Raw genomic sequence first — 20,776 nt, forward strand, 5'->3', positions numbered from 1 at the left:
CGTAATTGACCCTAGATATCCGTCATATACCTATCCGGCGGGCTCGCAAGCCGGACCGCGCGGGCGCGCCCATTCACTGCGCGGCACAGAGAACGGACGCTATGGACACTTCGCGCATGACACGCCGCAGTCTGATTGGCCTCGGCAGTTCTGCGATCGCGCTCGCCGCGATGCCGGGGCTCACACACGCCGCACCGCCGTCGGCGATCGCGCTTTTCGCGACCGAAGCCGGACGCGGGCGCAATGTCATGCTGCTCCACGGCTGGACGGCGGATTCTCATGATTGGAGTTGGCAGTTGCCGATGCTCGAGAGCCGCTACCGGACGATCGCCGTGGACCTGCGCGGGCATGGCCGCTCCGAAGTCGCCGGGCCGGGTTGCTATCAACCCGCCGACTATGTCGCGGACATCGAGACGCTGATCACGCGCCGCTTCGGCGGCGAACGCTTCGTGTTGATCGGGCACTCGATGGGCGGCCAGATCGCGGCCCGTCTCGCCGCAAGGCGTCCGGACCTCGTCGACGGGGTGATCTCGGTCGACGGCTCGCTCGGATTTTCCGCCGAGCTGACCCCGCTCTTCGAAAAGGTGGTGCTGGACCTGCGGAGCGGAGACCCGGCCACCGTCGCCTCCCGTCTCTTCACTGCCTTCTATGATCCGGCGACCCCGCCAGCGCTCCAACGCTGGCATGCCCGCCGTGCGCAGGGAATGCCCGTGCATGTCGTACGGGACTCGTTCGGCCCCCTGTTCCTCGGCGCAGATCAGGTCGGCCTCGGACCGCGAAGCGAGCGCTTCATCGAGACCATCGACGTGCCGGTCTATCATCTGTGCCGTGACCCGGCGCAGGCTGAAAGGATGCGGCCCCACCTGTCGCACCCGAAGTCCCGCGTCGAGGAATGGCGGAATGCCGGACACTGGATCATGCAGGACCGCCCCGACGCGGTGAACGGCGCGATGGTCGCCTGGATCGATCGGCTGTAGGCGCCCGCAGACGGCTCTCGTCGTCGAGAGGCGACAGGCCCGTTCGGCCACCCCGCCCGAACGCCTGGGCCCCGATGGCTCCCCGCCCGAGCCTGTTAGGGATGATACCCGTATAAGCTCCCGGCTTTTCCGCCGCGCCTCCGTCTCTCACATAGCGGGCACGCAAGTTGACGAGGGAGATCGAGATGCGTGTTTTCGTAACGGGAGCGTCGGGCTTCATCGGGACCGCCGTGACCCGCGAACTGGTCGCGGCGGGCCATCATGTCCTCGGGCTCGCGCGCAGCGACGCGGCGGCGGCCCTGGTCGCGCAGGCCGGCGGCGAGGCGGTGCGCGGCGATCTCGGCGACGCGGGGGGCCTCGCGGCCATCGCCCGCACAGCGGACGGGGTCGCCCACCTCGGCTTCATCCACGATTTCTCCCGCTTCGAGGAGAATATCCTGACTGACCGCGCCGTGGTCGAGGCGATCACCGCGGCGCTGGAAGGCTCGGGCAAGCCGTTCGTCCTGACCTCCGGGAGTGCGCTCGCGGAGAGCGAGGGCCGTGCCGCGCGCGAGACCGACGAGCCCGGCGGCTTCCATGTCGGCCGGGCCTCGCGCGGCGCGACCGAACTCGTGGTGCGAGCGGCGAGCGCGCGGGGCGTGCGCGGCAGCGTGATCCGCCTGCCGCAGGTGCACGGGCCGAGCGAGATCGGCTTCCGCGCCGGCTTCATCACCTATCTGATCGACATCGCCCGGCAGAAGGGTTTCGCGGCTTGGCTCGACGACGGCGCGGAGCATCGCTGGCCGTCGGCGCACCGGCTCGATGTCGCCCGCCTCTACCGGCTGGCGCTCGAAAAGGCCGAGCCCGGCGCGGTGTTCCACGCGGTTGCCGAGGAGGGTGTGCCGATGCGGCTGATCGCCGAGACGATCGGCGAGAAGCTCGGCATCCCGGTGCGCGGGATCACGCCGGAGGAGAGCGGCGATTATTTCGGCTGGCTCGCCATGTTCGCGGCGATGGACAACCCGACCTCGAGCGCCATCACCCGCGCGACGCTCGGCTGGCAGCCGACCGGCATCGGCCTGATCGAGGACATGCGGGCGAACGATCTCGGCTGACCTGCGGGTCTCTCCGGGTCTCGGCCGGCGGCGCGGTGCCCGCGCCCGCCGGCCGTCCGCGTTTCATGTCGGGGTGTGCCAGGCCCCGTAGGCATGGACGAGGAGGGTCGCGGCGAGTGCCAGCATCACGATCCCGACGCAGGCGTCGAGCACCCGCCAGGCGACCGGCCGGGCGAACAGCGGCCGCAGCAGGCGCGCGCCGTAGCCGAGGGCGGCGAACCAGACGAAGCTCGCCGTCGCCGCCCCGGCCACGAAGACGGGCCGCACCGCCGCCGCCTGGGCCGACCCGGCGGCCCCCATCAACAGCACCGTGTCGAGATAGACGTGCGGGTTGAGCAGGGTGAAGCCGGCGGTCGCGAGGAGGGCGCGCGGCAGCGTCACCGGGTCCGCCGCGCCGACGACCATCGCCTCCGCGCGCGCCATGCGCCTGAGCGCCTGGACGCCGTACCAGCCGAGGAAGCCGGCGCCGGCGAGCGCGAGGAGGGCGGTGAGCTCAGGCACGGCGGCGAGAACGGCGCCGAGGCCGGCCACCCCGGCGCAGATCAGAGCCGCGTCCGCACTGCCGCAGAACAGCACGATCGCCCCGACATGCTCGCGGCGCAGCCCCTGCCGGAGCACGAACAGGTTCTGCGCCCCGATCGCGATGATGAGCGAGGCGGAAAGCAGGAAGCCGGTGGCGAAGGGCACGAGCGCGTGGGGCATGGGAAGGTCGGTCATCGAGACTTGAGTGATCGGGCGGGTCTGAGCGGCGCTCTACCCAAGGCCCGTGCGGCGGGGGAGGGCCAGTGCCGCGTGCGGCGCGGCCCGTCGCCGTGCCGCGTTCGTCGCCCACGCCGGCGATCAAGTAAAACTTGTTCTCCTAAGCCCGATGAAGCAAAGCTTCATCTCATGCTGGATTATCCCTCCCTCGCCGCCGTCGCCGCCGTGGTGCGCGAAGGCACGTTCGAGCGCGCCGCGGCGGCGCTCGGCATCACGCCGTCGGCGGTCTCGCAGCGCGTCCGCGGGCTCGAAGAACGGCTCGGGGCGATCCTGATCGTGCGCGGCCAGCCGTGCGAGCCGACGGAGCTCGGCCGCACGCTGTGTGCCCATCTCGACCGGGTGCGGCTTCTGGAGCACGATCTGGCGCCGGCGCTCGGCCGCGCCGCCGGCCCCGGCGAACGGCTGACGCTGCCGATCGCCGTCAATTCCGACAGCTTGGCGACGTGGTTTCCGGCGGCTGCGGCGGCGTTCGGGCGCAGGGTCGACGCCTCGCTCGATCTCGCCCTCGACGACGAGGCCTATACGGCCGCGCGGCTGCGTTCGGGCGAGGTGCTCGCGGCGGTCACGGCCGAGCGCGAGCCGGTGCAGGGCTGCCGGACGCTCACGCTCGGCGCGCTGCGCTATGCGGCCTGCGCGAGCCCGGACTTCGTGGCGCGCCACTTTCCCCGCGGCGTCACCGCCGAGGCGCTCGCGGCCGCACCCTGCCTGCGCTTCGACCGGCGCGATTTCCTCCAGGCGCGCTGGGCCAAGGCGGCGTTCGGCATCGATCTCGCCGGCCCGGTCCACTGGGTGCCGTCGACCCACGGCTTCCTCGATATGACGCTCGCCGGCCTCGGCTGGGGCCTGCATCCGTGCGGGATGGTCCAGCCCCACCTCGCCGCCGGCCGCCTCGTCGATCTCGGGCCCGAGCACCGGGTCGAGGTCCCGCTCTACTGGACCGTCACCCGCCTCCACGCCGCCCCCCTCCGCCACCTCACCGACGCCGTCCGCATCGCCGCACGAGGGGTGTTGGTGGGTGGGGGTTAGGGGGCGCTTATAGTGGCGTTTGGCGGCGCTCTCGTCGTCCGCCGCTCGACACACCTTCGACACGCCGACCGATCGCGCCGCAGACGGATTCTAGTGACCCGCTGTCGTCCTCCCCGAGGTGTTCGCCACGGGGCCTGGAGACGTCGCGTTCGCGGCGCTCGCGGGGATGAGGGGCCGACAAAGAGATCCGCCGAAATATTTGATCCATCACCAATCAAAAACATCGCCATGATATGAATATTTCATATCGATCTTTGATGTCATGGATATACGTCCCAGCTTGGAAGCGCGAATTCCGTTGATGCCGCATCTATCAAGGATAGATTGCGTTCCAAGGTGACATGATATTCATCGCGCATGGCCACGGCACTCGACGCCGGTGGACTTAGGTCCACATTCGCCGCCTACCATAGGTGCGCAACGTCGCTTGCGACGCTCCACCCTTAGCCCCGTTCGGAACAGCAAGCGCGGAAGCAACTGGTGATCATGAAGCCCCATGATTCCAGCCCGATCCGGTCTCCGCGCCCGGGCGCCCGCACCATCCTCTTCGCAGGTGCCAGGGTGGACATTCCCGGCCGAACGGTCGTGGCAATATTGCACCCCGTGAGGGAATTTATCGCGCGGTTGCGCAATCCCTATAGCCCTGCGCAATCGCGGTTGCGGCCCTCCTCACCACCCCGCCAGAAAGCCTGAGACCAACACGTGCTCGTTGCGGACCTGGGATTCGAACGGTTTGCCGTTCGCCTTCTCGCCGCCGGATCACGCGACCGCAGACTTTGGCAGGGGAAGTGGAATGGAACGCATCGGGGCGGGAACGGATGGCGTCGCGCGGGTGATTGGGGGCAAGGCTGCCGCACGGCGCACCGATAGCGGAAATGTTCGGCTCGTCCACGCCCGCCGCCGCGGGTTGCTGCTTTTCTCTGCGCTTGTACCGGCTTTAACGGCCGCGGCGTTAATGACGCCATCCTCGGCTCGCGCTCAAGTGCTCATAAATACGTTGGCAGGTGGTGCCGGCGGCTCGGGATACTATGGCGGTGGTGGCGGTGGTGGCGGTGGTGGCGGCGGCGGTGGCGGCGGTGGTTTGGATGTCACCGGCAGTGGTACCGGCGGTACTGCAGGTTACGATGTTAACGCCTCCGGCTCTGCGAATGCCGGGGCAGATGGAACGAACCTGACCGGTGGCGACGGTGGTTCCGGTGGCTTTGGCGGGGGTGCCGCTGGCGGCGCCGCAGGGCCGAGTTCTGGTGCAGGCGGGACCGGCGGCATCAATAGCTCGGCTTCGGTCAACGGAGCGGTAGGTGGCGATGGCCCCAATTCTAACGGTGGCGGCGGCGGCGGCGGCGGTGGCGGCGGGCACGGCTATGTCGGCACGATTCTGCCGCTTGTTTCATCCGTCGGAGGTAGCGGAGGTCAGGGAGGAACGTCGGCAAACGACTCCGGGGCGGGCGGCGGCGGCGGCGGCGGCGGCGGCTTTGGAGCGGTCATTCAGAGCACTTCCGCTCTAGGAACGCTGACGACGACTCTAACAGGTGGAAACGGCGGAAACGGTGGCCAACACTACTACGGTTCGTTCAGCGGCGGTGCTGGCGGCGCCGGCGGCGGTGGCCTCTATCTTGATTCCACCGGCGGAGTGTCGGTCTCGATTGGAGCGAATGTCACCGGCGGGAACGGCGGAAATGGTGTGTCGCCCTCAGCCGGCGGCGCGGGTGGCAGCGGCATCTTTGTCAGTAGCGGAGGCGTCGCGACGGTTTCAGTTCTCGGCGGTGCAACCGTTTTGGGAGGCAACGGCGGAACGGGTAGTACCAACGGGGTAGGCGGAATTGGCATCGGAGGCCAAAATCTAAACCTGATTCTTGAGTCGACCTCCGTTGTCTCAGGTGGGCTTGGTGGAGATGGGACGACACGCGCCAATGCGATCCAGTTCACCAGCGGCGTCAATGTGCTGGACCTACAGGGCGACGGCACCGGCTACGCAACGATCACGGGCAACGTCGTTGCGGTGTCCAGCGGCAGCGATACGCTGCGGCTTTCCGGCCTCGGCGGTGATTTCGATGGCTCGCTGATCGATACGTCTGGGCAGTTCCGCAACTTCGCGAACATGGACATCGACACCACCGGAACTTGGGTCTTGACCACGCCCCAGGGTGGAACCTCCATCGGGACGGTGACGGTCACAAACGGTACACTTAAGCTCGGCAACGCTCAATCGGACGGCACGCTGGGAAGCAACGTCACGGTTAAGTCCGGCGGCACCTTCGCCAACTTCTCCAACGGGGCTGGCACGACTGCAGCAAATGTGTCTGGCAGCCTCACTGTTGAGAGTGGCGGCCACTTGCAGGCAACTGTCAGCAACAACTACGCCATCAGCGCTGCCACCGTCACGCTCAACGCCGGTGCCGCGCTCGATGTGACGCTTGGCGCGCCGCAGAATTCCTTTGCGCTGGTCTACTCCTACGGAAATCTCGCACTCAACGGCACCGTCAATATTACAAGCAATGGTGCGATGGGCGAGGGAACCTATAAGCTCATCGAGTACGCAGGCAGCTTATCAGGAACGACGCTCGTCGTTGGTACCGCGCCGTCGGAATACGATTATGCGGTCGATACGACCGGCACGGGCTACGTGCTTCTGGTCGTTTCTGCCGGGGGTCTGTACTGGAACGGCAGCACGACCACGGCGACGGGGTCAGTCGTCGGCGGAAGCGGTACCTGGACGGCGGCGGCTGGGGGCGTAACCAACTGGACGAATTCCAGCGGTACGACCAACGTGGTGACGGACCCCACCAAGACCGCGATCTTCGCCGGCACGGCCGGGACCGTGACGGTGGATGCCTCCTCGGGCGCGGTGTCGGCCAAGGGCCTGAAGTTCCTGACCTCCGGATACGAGATCACGGGCGCGACGCTCACCCTCGCGAATTCCTCAGCGGCGCCGATAGTAAACGTGGACGGAACCAGCTCCCTCGCGACCATCTCATCCGTGCTCGCGGGCAGTGACGGCCTGGAGAAGATCGGCGACGGTACGCTGGTTCTCTCGGGCGTGAACACCTACACGGGCGGCACGACGGTGACGGCGGGCACTCTGCAGCTCGGCAATGCGACGGGCGTGGGGTCAGTTGCCGGCGGCATCGTCGACAATGCGGCGCTGGTGTTCGACAATCCGACGGCGCAAACCTATGGCGGTGTGGTATCCGGGACCGGAACCTTGGAGAAGCAGGGCGCTGGCATCCTGACCTTGACGGGGCAGAATACATTCACCGGGGTGACGACGATCACCGCGGGCATCCTGCAACTCGGAAACGGTGGCATTACCGGGACGGTTAGTGGCAATATAGTCAACAACGCTGCTCTTATTCTGAACCGCTCCGGTATCGGCAATGATGCCATGGCGGTGAACGGAGCGATTTCCGGCACGGGCACGATCGAAAAGCTCGGCGCCGGCCGTGTGACGTTCAACAGCTCGGCCAACACCTATTCCGGCACGACGACGATTTCAGAGGGCACGCTGGAGATCGTCAACTCCACGGGGCTGGGCTCAGCTTCCGCCGGCACGACGGTGGCGTCCGGCGCCACCCTGTTGGTTTCCTCCTCCGGCGTGCTGAACGAGCCGCTGACCATTTCGGGAACCGGCGATTCGGTAAATTTCAGCAGCGGCAACTATGGAGCCGTCTCCGGCGGATATGTCACCTTGGGCGGAACTGTCACCGTTGCGGCTGATGCGACGATCTCCGTCGGCGGCGTGACGGGAGAGGTGACCGGTACTGGCACGACCCTGACCATGATCGGGGGCGGGATCGACTTCTCCACCACGTCCACAGTCTCGGGGTCGCTCAATCTTGTCATCACGGGCTATCCGTCGGGAGGTTGGCCAATCGTCAACTTCAACGGTGCGAACACCTTCACGGGCACATTTACGCTCGAGTCAGGATTGGCCTTCGTCAATAATTCAGCGGCGTTGGGTTCGACGGAGGGCGGCACTACCATCGCCTCCGGGGCAACGTTGATGTTGTCCCCCAGTTCAGGTTCGATTTCCATCGGTGCCGAAGCGCTGACAATTTCCGGAACTGGCTATTTCGGCTTCGGTGCGCTGAGAAGCGCGTATGGTAACAACAGCCTCGCGGGTCCTATTACGCTTGCGGATGATGCCACGATCACCGTCAACAGCGACACGCTGCTTCTGTCGGGCGCCATCGACCTCTCGGGCAAGACCCTGACACTAACTGGTTCGGGCGGCACGATATCCGGAACTATCGCTGCTGGTAGTGGTGGCGTGACGGTCGATTCGAGCAGCAGCTGGATCTTCACCGCCGCGAATCTCTATACTGGCGATACGGTGATTGGGTCGGGCGCTACGCTTCAATTGGGGGCGACTGGCTCCGCCGCGGGTTCCGTTGCCGGCAACATCGTCGATAATGGTTCACTCAGCTTCGTCGCCGACTCCAACCGCGCCTATGCGGGTGTGATCTCAGGGAGCGGAACGCTGGCGAAGTCCGGCACGGGCACGCTGACGCTGACGGGGAACAATACCTACACCGGATCCACGACGGTCTCCGGAGGGCTGCTCCAGATCGGCGATGGTGGAACGACAGGCTGGATCACCAGCCAGGTCATCACGAATTCCGGCAGCGATTCCGGTGGCATCGTCTTCAATCGCTCCGACAACGTCACGTTCTCCGGCACGGTGGGCGGCAGCGGTACCCTGGAGCAGAAGGGGCCGGGGACGCTGACACTAACCGGTTCCAATATGCTGAGCGGTACGACGACGGTGAGCGGCGGCACGCTGCAACTCGTCGGGAGCCTCTTTGGCGGCCCAGTGGATGTGAAGAGCGGCGGTACGCTGCTCGGGACGTCCACGGGCATGATCTTCGGCAACACCACGATCGAGAACGGCGGCACGCTTTCGGCGGCGAGCGGCACTTACTTCCAGATGGCTGGCCTCAGCTTCGGGGCGACCTCGGGGCTTACGGTCGCGGTCGGAGCACCGTCCGGCACGGCCGCGGTGTATGCCGGTGGTGCGTTGACGCTGGATGGATCGCTTCAGCTCACCACTGGCGCGGGCTTCACCTCAGGCACTTACCGGCTGATCGACTATACCGGGGCGCTGACCGATAACGGCATGACGGTGACCTCGCCGGTTCACTCACTCTATGCCATCGACACGTCGACGGGCGGGCAGGTGAATCTCGTCGTGGCGGTGGGCCAGTGGTGGAACGGCTCCAACACCACGGGTGGCTCGCAAGTCGTCGGTGGCGACGGCACGTGGAGTGTCCAGGCGGGTGCCACGAACTGGACGAACCAAGCCGGCAGCGCAGCCTCTCCCTGGGGCCAGGGTGGCATCGCCGTGTTCGGTGGCGCGGCGGGCACGGTGACGATTGCGGGTGCGACCAATCCTGTTGTCGTCGGTATGGACTTCGTGACCGACGGCTACACGGTGACGGGCCAGAGCATCACGCTCGCCCCGCTCACAGCCGGTCTGACGCCGGCGATCATGGTCGACAGCGGCACGGCAACGGTGGCCTCTGTCCTCGACGGCAGTGCCGGGATGGAGAAGACCGGCGCGGGCACGCTCATCCTGGCGGGCACGAACACTTATAGCGGTCAGACGACCGTCTCGGCAGGTACGCTGCAGATCGGCGATGGCGGCACCACCGGCTCCCTCTCGGGCAACATCGTCAACAATGCTGCGCTGGTATTCAATCGGTCGGATGACGTGACCTATGCGGGCGTCATCTCCGGAGCAGGCACGCTGGAGAAGCTGGGTGGCGGCACTCTCACGCTCACCAATAACGCCACGACCTATAGCGGGCTGACCACCGTTAGCGGCGGTACGCTTGAACTCGTGGGGCTCTGGCAGCGCGGCGGCATTGCGCTCAATGGCAGCACGACCCGCCTGCTGTTCAATACCAGCGCCACAACCAGCGTTTATTCGGGCCTCATCACCGGCACGGGCAGCGTGGAGAAGACAGGCAGCAACAACGTTACTCTTGTTGCCGACAATACCTATACCGGCGGCACAACGGTGACAGACGGCCAGCTGTCCATCGGCAACAACACGACGACAGGCTCCATTCTAGGTGACGTCGAGGTCAAGGCGGGCGCGGAATTGATCATTTCGCGCAGCAACACCATCGTCTTTGGCGGGAATATTTCGGGCGCAGGCTCGGTGATGGTCAATGGGCAGGGAATGGCCGTCCTGACCGGCAACGTCACCAACAGCGGTGGCGTGACCGTCGGCATCGGCTCCCTCCAGATCGGCAATGGCGGCACCATCGGCTCGGTCACCGGCGATATCGCCACCGACCTGCTCTCGTTTGGCGGTCACCTCATCTTCAACCGGTCGGATGATCTGACCTATGCGGGCGTCATCTCCGGAGCAGGCACGCTGGCGAAGCTGGGCGCGGGCACGCTCACGCTGACCGGCGAGAGCACGCTTACCGGCGGCACCACCATCACCGCGGGCACCCTCCAGATCGGCAATGGCGGCAGCACCGGCTCCCTTGCGGGGGCTATCGTCGACAATGCGGCCCTGGCCTTCAACCGCTCCGATGCGATCACCTTCGCGGGGGTGATCAGCGGAACGGGATCGCTCGAACAGAAGGGCCTCGGCACGCTGACGCTGACGGGGGCCAATACCTATTCCGGCGGCACCGTCGTCTCGGCGGGCACTCTGCAGCTCGGCGATGGCGGGACCACGGGTTCGGTGTCCGGTGCGATCGCCAACAGCGGGACGGTTGTGTTCGACCGGTCCGACGATGTGACGGCCTCGGGGTCGATCACCGGCACGGGCGCGCTGGTTCAGGCGGGCACGGGGACGCTGACGCTGGTGGGGTCGAACAGCGCGGGCGCGGGGACCACGGTCTCCGGCGGCACGCTCGAGATCCTGAGCGGGGTGACGCTCGCGAGCGACATCGTGGTGCAGTCCGGCGGCACGCTGCAGGGTGAGACGAGCGGGACGGCGGGTGCCGCGATCAACGGCGCGGTGAGCGTGCAGGACGGCGGTACGCTGCGTGCGGCTCCGACGAGCACCGCGGGGGTGCATGGGTTGTCGATGACGTCGCTGACGCTGTCGAACGGCGCCAACGTCGACGTGATCCTCGGCTCGAACACCGGGATCGGGGTGTTCTCGACCGGAGCGCTGACGCTCGACGGCGTCCTCAACGTGACGAATGCGGGCGCCATGTCGCTCGGCGTCTACCGGCTTATCGACTACACGACGATGGTGGCGAACAACGGACTCGTTCTGGGCAGCACGCCGACCGCGTTCGCCTATGAGGTCCAGCAGGCGCCGGGGCAGGTGAATCTCGCCGTGCTGAGCGGCGACATGCTCTACTGGAACGGCTCGACGACGACGCCGGATGGGACCATCCACGGCGGCAATGGGACCTGGACCGCGAACGCCGGCCAGACCAACTGGCTGACGAGCCCCCTCAACCAGTCGCGGGCCTGGAACAGCCAGTTCGCGGTGTTTGCCGGCACGGCGGGCGCGGTGACGGTGGACAACACCGCCGGGCCGGTTTCGACGACCGGCATGCAGTTCATGGTGGACGGCTATTCGGTGTCGGGCGGCGTCGTCACGCTCGCGGCGTCGAGCGGCCAGACCCAGGTGCGCGTCGGTGACGGGACGAGCGCGGGAGCCGGCTATGTGGCGACCGTCGGCTCCGTTCTGGACGGCACGACGGGGCTCGAGAAGACCGACCTCGGCACTCTGATCCTGACCGGCGCCAACACCTACACCGGCAACACGACGGTCACCCAGGGGACGCTCCAGATCGGCAACGGCGGTGCCACCGGTTCGATCGGCGGCGACGTTGCCGTGGCATCGGGGGCGACGCTCGCCTTCGACCGCAGCGGCACGGTTTCGTTCGGGGGGGTTATCTCCGGCGCGGGCGGGCTGACGCAGGCGGGTCCGGGCACGCTGACGCTGACGGGCACCAACACCTATACCGGCGGCACGACCATTGCGGCCGGAACGCTTCAAATCGGCAATGGCGGCACGACGGGTTCGATCACCGGTCCGGTCGTGAACAACGGGACGCTCGCCTTCGACCGTTCCGACAACACGAGCTTCGCCGAGGCAATCTCGGGCTCCGGCAGCCTGATCAAGAACGGCTCCGGCACGCTGACGCTGGCGGGGACCAACGCGTTCACTGGATCGACGACCATCAACGGCGGCACGTTGTCGATCATGGGCGGCGCCTCGCTCGCCGACGGCGCGCGCCTGACGGTGAACGCGAATGGGCTGCTCAACCTCGTCGATGCCGACGAGACGGTGGGCTCGCTGGCGGGAGGCGGCAACGTCGCCCTCAACACGCACTGCCTGATCACCGGCGGCGACGGGACGAGCTCGACCTTCTCCGGCGGGATCTCGGGATCGGGCTGCGTCACCAAGACCGGCGACGGGACGATGACGCTGACCGGCACCAGCACCTATTCCGGCACCACGACGGTGTCCGGCGGTGCGATCGCGATCGGGTCGGCGGACGCCATCGGCACCGGACCGCTCGCGCTGGTGGGAGCCGGCACGCTCGAGGCGGTCGACGACTTCACCTTCGCGCGGGGCATCTCGCTGACGCCGGTCGACGGCAGCGGTGGCGGCACCGTGACCGTTGATTACACACAGACGCTGACGGTGTCCGGGGTTGTTTCGGGGAACGGTGCGCTGACGAAGACGGGAGGCGGCACGCTGGTCCTGTCGGGCACCAACACCTTCTCGGGCGCGACCACCGTGGACGGTGGCCAGCTCTCGCTCATGGGCGGCTCGTCGCTGTCGGACACGGCGCGCCTGACGATCGCCGGGTTCGCCACGGTCGAACTCGTCGACGCCGACGAGACGGTGGGCTCTCTCGCGGGAGCGGGCACCGTGACCCTCGACGGCCACTGCCTGTCGACCGGTGGCGACGGGACCAGCTCGAGCTTCTCGGGCTCTCTGAACGGGCCGGGCTGCCTGACGAAGACCGGCGACGGCACCCTGACGCTGTCGGGGATCAACACGCTGACCGGCCCGGTGACGGTGTCGGGTGGCGCGGTGCAGGTCTCGGCCGCCAGTGCTCTCGGCGGCGGACCGCTCGCCCTCTCGGGCGGCGGCACGCTCCAGGCGAGCGGCACCTTCACCTATGCGAACGCGGTGTCGCTCACCCCGGTGTCGGGAACCGGCGGCGGCACGTTCAACGTGGATGACGCTCAGACCTTGACCCTGATTGGTGCCATCACGGGTCTCGGCAATCTCGCCAAGACCGGCACCGGTACGCTCGTTATCGAGGGTGCCAACACGGCGAGCGGTGCGACGAACGTGAACGCGGGGACGCTGGTCGCGCGCGGCGGCCAGGCGCTCAGCGGTGAGAGCGCCGTCACGGTCGCGAGCGGGGCGCAGCTCATCGTCGACGGGGCCGACGCCACGATCGGCTCCCTGTCGGGGGCTGGTGCCGTGCAGTTGTCCGACGCCAGCCTCAGCCTCGGCGGCGACAACACGACCACGACCTATTCCGGCACTCTGTCCGGCACGGGTGGGCTGACGAAGACCGGCACGGGCACGCTGACCCTCGCGGGGGCGAACTCCTATTCGGGCAACACCGAGATCAGGGGCGGCGCGCTCAACGTTTCAGGCGGCCTCACGGACAGCGACGTCTACGTCTACGACCAGGCGACGCTGTCGGGCGGCGGCACGATCACCAAGACGGTGCACGTGCTGTCGGGCGGCACGATCGCCGGCAGCGTCGGGAGCGGCCTCACGATGGGCTCCCTCGACATGCAGGCCGGTGCGACCATGAGCGTCAGCCTCGGGGCGCCGAGCGGGTCTGGCGTGTTCAACATCAACGGCAACGTCAACCTGGCCGGTACCCTGGCGGTCAATCCGAACCCCGGCTTCGGCTACGGCATCTACCGCATCGCGAACTATGGCGGCACGCTGACTGACAACGGCATGACCGTCTCCGGTCTGCCGAGCAATCTCGAAGGTGGCCTCCAGACCGCGATCCCTGGCCAGGTCAATCTTTATGTCGATGACCCCAACAACCCGACGGAGTTCTGGAACGGGGCGAACACGACACCCACGCAGGCCGTGCTCGGCGGCACCGGGACCTGGACCGCTGGAGCGCAGACCAACTGGGTCAACGAGAGCGGTACGGTCTCCAAGACGTGGAACAGCGGGTTCGCCGTCTTCCAAGGCAGTGCCGGCACGGTGACCGTGGACGATACCGACGTGGCGGTCTCGGCTGTCGGCATGCAGTTCGTGACGAGCGGCTATGTGGTCACCGGCGACTCCATCAATCTGACGGGTACGGCTTTGATCCGCGTCGGCGACGGGACCCTGGCGGGCGCCGCTACCACTGCGACGATCGCGAGTGTGCTCACCGGCACGAGCGGGCTCGAGAAGAGCGATTACGGCACCCTGGTGCTGAGTGGTGCCAACACCTACAGCGGTGGCACGCGTCTGACGGCGGGCACGCTCGCGGTCGGTAACAACGGCGCGCTCGGCACGGGCACGCTGGCCATGGCGGAGGGCACGACGCTCGCGTTCGCCACGGACGGCTTGACGCTGGCGAACGCCGTCACGCTGACCGGCGATCCGACGATCTCGGTCGGATCCGGGCAAACCGACACTCTTGCGGGTGTCCTGTCGGACGGCACTCAGCCGGGTGACATCGTCAAGACGGGTGGCGGAACCTTGGTGCTCACGGGCAACAACACCTACTCCGGTGGCACCACGATCTCTGAAGGTACGCTGCAGATCGGCAACGGTGGGACGACCGGTTCCATCGTCGGTGACGTGATCGACAATGCGACGCTCACCTTCGACCGGTCCGACGATGTCACCTTCGCCGGTGCGATCTCCGGTTCGGGTGCTCTCGTTCAGTCGGGCACCGGCACGCTGATGCTCACCGGGGCCAACACCTACACGGGTGGCACCACGGTGTCCGCCGGTACGCTCGCCGGCAACGCGACAAGCCTGCAGGGCAACATCGTCGACAACGCCGCCGTCGTCTTCAATCAGACGACCACCGGCACCTACGCCGGGGCCATCTCCGGCACAGGGTCGATGACCAAGACCGGAACGGGCACGCTCATCCTGATCGGTGAGAACACCTATACCGGTGGCACCACGATCTCCGAGGGGACGCTGCAGATCGGCAACGGGGGAACGACGGGGTCGCTGGTCGGCGCCATCGTCAACAACGCGGCGCTCGTCTTCAACCGCTCCGACACCTACAACTTCCCCGGCACGATCTCCGGCCCGGGTTCGGTGACGATCATCGGCGGTACGGTGAACTTCACCGGCGCGAACGCCTACTCGGGCCCGATCGCGGTTGCCGACGCGACGTTCGAGCTGGCGCCTGGGGCGGTCTCGGCCTCGAGCTACACGATCGGCGCCGGCGGCGTGATCGGCGGCACGGGTACCATCGCGGGTCTGAGCGTGCTCAACGGCGGCACGGCTGCGCCCGGCTATTCGCCGGGGACGCTGACGGTCAACGGCAATGTCAGCTTCGGGGCGGGTTCGGTCTATCAGGTCGACATCACCCCGCAGGGCGCCCACGACCTGATCATCGCGTCCGGCACGGCCACGATCTCGGGCGGCACGGTCCAGGTCAACGCGGCCCAGGGTACCTACGTGCCGGGGTCCACGTACACCATCCTCACCGCCCAGGGCGGGGTTTCCGGCCAGTTCTCCGGGCTCACCGTGAACTACGCCTACCTCGATCCCGTGCTCAGCTATGACGCCAATGACGTCTATCTGACGGTTTGGCGGAACACGGTGTCGTTCCCGGACGCCGCCTACACGACGAACCAGAAAGTGGCGGCTGCGGCGGTCGAGAACCTGCCGATCACGAACCCGGTCTACACGGCCGTGGTTCAGCTCTCGGGTGCGGAGGCGCCGGCGGCATTCGACGCCCTGTCGGGTGAGGCCTATGCCTCGGCCTCGTCCGTCATGCAGCAGCAATCGAGTTATCTGCGCGAGGCGGTCGGCACCCGCGTCCGCCAGGGGCTCATCGGTCAGTCGGGCTTCGGCCAGGAGACCGCGAAGCTCGCGCCGGGCTACGACGCGACGGTGTGGACGCAGGCCTACGGCGCCTGGGGCCTGACCGCCGGCAACGGCAACGCGGCGAGCGTCGACCGCACCATCGGCGGCTTCTTCACCGGCATCGACGCGGCGCTCTCCGAGGCGGCGCGGTTCGGCATCGTCGGCGGCTACAGCCGCTCGACCTTCAACGTCGACGCCCGCTCGTCGTCCGGCGATATCGACAACTACGACCTCGGCCTCTATGGCGGCGCCAAGTTCGGCTCGCTGTCGTTCCTCGCGGCGGCGTCCTACACGTGGCACGACCTCTCGGTCGACCGCACCATCGCCTTCTCGGGCTTCTCCGGGATTGCGTCTGCCGACTACAAGGCGGGTACCACGCAGGTGTTCAGCGAGGCGGCGTGGCGGGTCGACCTGAGCAAGAGCGTCGATGCGAAGACCTTCGGGGCGGCGTCGATCGAGCCGTTCGCGAACCTCGCCTACGTCAACCTGTCGTCGCAGAACTTCACGGAGACCGGCACGCCGGCGGCGTTGACGGGGTCGGCCGAGACCGAGAACACGCTCTATTCGACGCTCGGCGTTCGGGCGGCGACGGTGTTCGAACTCTCGAACGGGGCGTCTTTGACGCCGCATGCGAGCCTCGGCTGGCAGCATGCGTTCGGCGACGTGAACTCGTCGGCCTCGCTCGCCTTCGCGAGCGGCGGCTCGGCGTTCTCGGTCGCGGGCGTCCCGATCGCCCGCGACGCGGCGCTCGTCGGGGCGGGGGTCGACTACGCCTTCTCGAAGTCGGTGTCGGCGTCGGTGACCTACAGCGGCCAGTTCGGCAGCGGCACCGAGGACAACGCCTTCAAGGGCACCATCAACATCAAGTTCTGACGCTCGCGCCGGGGGCTCCACCGAGTTCCCGGCACGTCCAAGCCGTCGCCCCGGTGCCCCCTCGTGCCGGGTGCGAGGGCCGGGCCGGCTCCCCGCAGCCCCTTCACACTGCGACGCCGGCCCGGCCTCACCCCAAGCTCCAGCGACGCTCCGGCCGATATCCGAGACGTCCGCTTCCCGAAAAGGCTCTCCCCGTTGACCCTCTCCGCCCAGGCTTTGCCCCTCTTCTACCGCAGCCCGATGCTCATCCGGGCGCCGGAACACCTGACCTTCGGCGTCAAGCCGAGCGAGACCCCGTTCAGCTTCGCGGCCGAAGCGACCGCGATCCCGATCGTCGCCAACGAGTTCGCCGTCGCTGGGCGGCATTATCCGATCGTCTTCGCCAACGACGCGACGGGCTTGCCGCTGGTCGTGACGGGCATCGAGGCCGGACAGAATCTGTTTGTCACGGCAGACGGGCAGTGGCGCGCGATGCACTACGTGCCGAGCTACGTCCGCCGCTATCCGTTCATCGGGATGACGACGGACGAGGCGGGCGCGATCATGCTCGGCATCGACAGCGGGTCCGGGCGGCTCACGGCCGACGTCCGACGTGAGGGCGGCGAGCCGCTGTTCGCATCGGACGGCACGCCGACGGACGCGAGCCGCGCAGCGATCACCTTCTGCGAGGCCTACGCGATAGAGCACGAGCGCACCAAAGCGTTCGTCGCGGCTCTGTCGGAGCACAAGCTTCTGGTGGAGCGCTCGGCCACGATCCGCCCGGCCCAGGCGCGCAACGGGTCCGAGGGTTCCAAAGCGCCCGCCGATATCAGCGTCGGCGGCTTCCGTCTGGTCGACGAGGCGGCCTTCCGCGCTCTCGACCGCTCGGTCGTGGCCGACTTCTATGCGCGCGGATGGCTCGACCTCATCGTGCTCCACCTTGCGTCACAGTTCGCCTGGCAGGACCTCGCCGCCCTCGCCAGGCCCCTGGAATCCCCCGAGAGGGCGGCCGCCTGACATCGGCGCGCCGCTTCGCCCGCTCGTCTTGCCTCGCTTACGGAAAGCCTAGAATTCTGATGTCTCGCTCGCTCAAGATCCTCTCCACTGTTCTGGCCATCGGGCTGATCGCCGGCTCGGCGGCCTCCGCGCAGACCGTCAAGGCTGCGTCCGGAACCAAGACGGCTGCCCAGGCCAAAGGCGACCAATCGCACGCCGCAGCCGGCGAACTGCCGGGCGGGGCGTCCTCGTTGCAGGAAAGCTTCGGGGATTGGACGGTGAACTGCGCCCTGCCGAACGGGCACAAGGTCTGCACCTTCTCGCAGACTCAGACCAAGCAGGACACCAACCAGCGGGTTCTCGCCGCCGAGCTCACCCTCGGCCCCGACGGCTCCATCGTCGGTGTGCTCGCGATGCCGTTCGGCCTCGCCCTCGCGAACGGCGTGACCCTGGCGGTGGACGATGGCGAGCCCGGCCCCGCCCTGCCGTTCCAGACCTGTCTCCCCGCCGGCTGCCTCGTCCAGTTGAAGTTCGGGGCCGACAAGATGGCCGATCTCGGACGCGCCAAGCAGATCAAGATCGTCGCGACCGCCGCCGACACCGGTCAGTCGCTGCCCTTCACGCTTTCGCTGAAGGGCTTCACCCAGGCCGCGGCGCGGACAAAGGCCCTCATGGGGTGAGGCCTACTCGGGCTATGGCCTCCGCAGCCGATGCGGCGACGATCTCCCGCGACCCCCTCGGCCGGCGCCGCCGCTATGCCTTCGAGCGTGCGGCGGCGAGCGTCCTCGAGGGAAGCTCGCCAAATCGCTGCCGATAGAACTTCGAGAAGTCGCCGACATTCGAGAAGCCGAAGGTCAGCGCCACATGCGTTACCGTCGTGTCCTCTTCCGGGGCGGCGAGCATCGCACGCGCTGCGTTGAGCCGCTCGTTGCGAATCCAAAGGAGCGGCGATTGGCCGAAGCGCTTCTGGAATGCGTACTGGAGGGAGCGCACCGATAGACCGCTGATCTTCTCCAGGTCCGTCATGGCGATACGTCCGTGGAGATTGGCCACGATAAACTCGCAGGCGCGCTCGAGTTCATGGGTCGACGCTGTCGGAGACCTCGACGGCTCTGCGAAGAGCCGGTCGCGCAACAGCATGGCGCAGATCGCACGATAGAAGATGTCGTCGTAGGCCATCGCTGCCGTCAGCCCGCCCTGGGCGAGGCTCGCGTCGAGCGCCATGCTGGCATTGCGCAAGATCAGATCGAAATTCACGCCTCCGGTCACCAGCGGCATGATGAGCGGCCGTTGTAGATTGAGGCTGCCACTCCAATCCCGCACCATGGCGCGCGCGGTCTGCTCCATCACGCTCGGATCCAACGAAATCATAAGCAACGAGCGCCCATCCCCGGTGCCGATGCGCTCCCCCGCGGGGGCGAGAAGCGCGGTCTCTCTGGGCGCAGACGTGACGGCGTCTCCGTTCACCTGGGATCGGATGCTGCCACCGTCGATCGGCATGAAGAACGTCAGTGCATCGCTCTGAACGCGCGTGCGGATCGGCGTATGCGCAAGCGCCGTAATCCTCATGTTGTTGACGATCGTTGACGATTGCTGCGTCGCAAACGCCCCTGCTTCGCCAATGGCGTCATATTCGGCGTTCCAGCCCAGCACGCGCTCGACTTGCTCCTGCATCTGTCGCAGCGAGTTCGTCCGAACACGAGCGCGTTGGCCGAATAAGAGGGGATGCAATCTTACCGTCATTCATTCGGCCTGTTATTATCGGATGGTCTTATCGCCCTTGGAATCGCAAGAAGAGGAAGCAAAAATTGTATAAAGCTGAGATATTTTAAATGTACACACGCTATTATTATTCGCGAATATTATAATGCCGGCTTGCATTCAAAATGCCCTCAATATTTGACTGGATATTAAACGTGCCGGTTCCGATGTCAATCGGCGCTCAATCAATCGACCGGCGGATTCCGCATGGTGCTGTATTCAAAAATCCTTGGCGCACGTTGCGGGAAGGGTTTTTCGGATCTCGGCCGGCCGATTCGGCTCGATCTTTCCCTTTCAAACGCCGCTCATCGGTCCCGGCGGCGATGCCGGGACGGCCAAATCTGCACTTCATCGATGAAGCCGGACGAAAGATGTTGCGTTGGGGCGGGCGCGCACGGGTTTGTGACCGCCGCGGAGGGCGAGGATCGGAGCGGCGGCGTGGGCGGCATCGCTGCGAGATCGGCCGCGTGATGCTTCTCGCCGCCGATTTCGACTGCGTCATGCCGCCGAGGTCTCGCCTCGACTTTGGTGACGGATCTCGCAGGCGGCGTCCGCCGCCGGGGCCGGGGGATGACGATCGCGGCACGGGGGTCGTGTGCGGTGAGGTCGAGGCGGACGGCAACGGGGGGATCGACGCACCGCCCGACGGTTGACGGCTCCACACCCTTACGGGCGCCGGGCGGCCGCCGTGACCGCACCGACGGCGCGGTCGCGCCGCCGCCACGGCCGTCTCCCGGGCCGCAGACGGCCGCGAGACCGGCACGATCTGCGACGACGAGGAGGCGAGACCCGATGGCCCGCGGTCCTTTCTCCCCGAGGTGCACGCGGCGGTCACGGCCGAGCGCGAGCCGGTGCAGGGCTGCCGGACGCTGGCGCTCGGCGCGCTGCGATACGCGGCCTGCGCGAGCTCGGACTTCGCGGCGCGCCACTTTCCCCGCGGCGTCACCGCCGAGGCGCTGTCAGCCGCCCCCTGCCTGCGTTTCGACCGGGGGGATTTTCCTTTAGGCGCGCTGGGCTGAGGCGGCGTTCGGCATCGCGCTCGCCGGCCCTGTTCCCTGGGTGCCGTCGACCCACGGCTTCCTCGACATGACGCTCGCCGGCCTCGGCTGGGGCCTGCATCCGTGCGGGATGGCCGAGCCCCACCTCGCCGCCGGCCGCCTCGTCGATCTCGGGCCGGCGCACCGGGTCGAGGTCCCGCTTTATTGGACCATCACCCGCCTCCACGCCGCCCCCCTCCGCCACCTCACCGACGCCGTCCGCATCGCGGCGGGGGCGGTGTTGGTGGGTGGGGGGTAGGG

Annotated in this window: 9 protein-coding genes; 7 read left to right on the forward strand and 2 right to left on the reverse strand. The window is 67.2% G+C overall.

The window, feature by feature from the left end; all coding sequences use genetic code 11:
* Positions 1 to 5 precede the first annotated feature (5 nt).
* On the forward strand, positions 6 to 977 hold the full coding sequence (locus F0357_RS12615; protein WP_246161452.1) for an alpha/beta fold hydrolase: 972 nt from the start codon (positions 6 to 8) through the stop codon (positions 975 to 977).
* Between the two features lie 185 nt (positions 978 to 1,162).
* Entirely contained in the window at positions 1,163 to 2,071 is a 909-nt protein-coding gene (locus F0357_RS12620) for an SDR family oxidoreductase (protein WP_153482102.1), read from the forward strand.
* Between the two features lie 63 nt (positions 2,072 to 2,134).
* Here F0357_RS12620 and F0357_RS12625 read toward each other — a convergent pair whose 3' ends face one another.
* A complete protein-coding gene (locus F0357_RS12625; RefSeq protein WP_376767803.1) occupies positions 2,135 to 2,788 on the reverse strand; it encodes a LysE/ArgO family amino acid transporter in 654 nt (217 codons plus the stop codon).
* Between the two features lie 171 nt (positions 2,789 to 2,959).
* Here F0357_RS12625 and F0357_RS12630 point away from each other — a divergent pair, with 171 nt between their 5' ends.
* The 4 genes from F0357_RS12630 to F0357_RS12645 all read left to right on the forward strand — a co-directional run bounded on the left by F0357_RS12630 (position 2,960) and on the right by F0357_RS12645 (position 18,397).
* Entirely contained in the window at positions 2,960 to 3,856 is an 897-nt protein-coding gene (locus F0357_RS12630) for a LysR family transcriptional regulator ArgP (RefSeq protein WP_153482106.1), read from the forward strand.
* 1,939 nt (positions 3,857 to 5,795) lie between these two features.
* Complete coding sequence (locus F0357_RS12635; protein ID WP_153482113.1) at positions 5,796 to 16,742, forward strand: autotransporter-associated beta strand repeat-containing protein; 10,947 nt, start codon at positions 5,796 to 5,798, stop codon at positions 16,740 to 16,742.
* A gap of 195 nt (positions 16,743 to 16,937) precedes the next feature.
* Positions 16,938 to 17,738, forward strand: coding sequence for a SapC family protein (locus F0357_RS12640; protein WP_246161453.1), 801 nt, complete (start codon positions 16,938 to 16,940; stop codon positions 17,736 to 17,738).
* A 59-nt stretch (positions 17,739 to 17,797) separates the two neighbouring features.
* Positions 17,798 to 18,397 (forward strand): invasion associated locus B family protein, encoded by a 600-nt coding sequence (locus F0357_RS12645; protein ID WP_153482117.1) that lies wholly within the window; start codon positions 17,798 to 17,800, stop codon positions 18,395 to 18,397.
* A gap of 73 nt (positions 18,398 to 18,470) precedes the next feature.
* On the opposite strand, the gene F0357_RS12650 is transcribed toward F0357_RS12645, so the two are convergent.
* Positions 18,471 to 19,391: an AraC family transcriptional regulator gene (locus tag F0357_RS12650; RefSeq protein WP_246161455.1), complete on the reverse strand. Its 921-nt coding sequence runs from the start codon at positions 19,389 to 19,391 to the stop codon at positions 18,471 to 18,473.
* Between the two features lie 1,146 nt (positions 19,392 to 20,537).
* On the opposite strand from F0357_RS12650, the gene F0357_RS24145 reads away from it, so the two are divergent.
* A complete protein-coding gene (locus F0357_RS24145) occupies positions 20,538 to 20,774 on the forward strand; it encodes an ArgP/LysG family DNA-binding transcriptional regulator (RefSeq protein ID WP_208948317.1) in 237 nt (78 codons plus the stop codon).
* Positions 20,775 to 20,776: the final 2 nt, after the last annotated feature.

The organism is Segnochrobactrum spirostomi (assembly GCF_009600605.1).
In the GTDB taxonomy this organism is placed as follows: Bacteria; Pseudomonadota; Alphaproteobacteria; order Rhizobiales; family Segnochrobactraceae; genus Segnochrobactrum; species Segnochrobactrum spirostomi.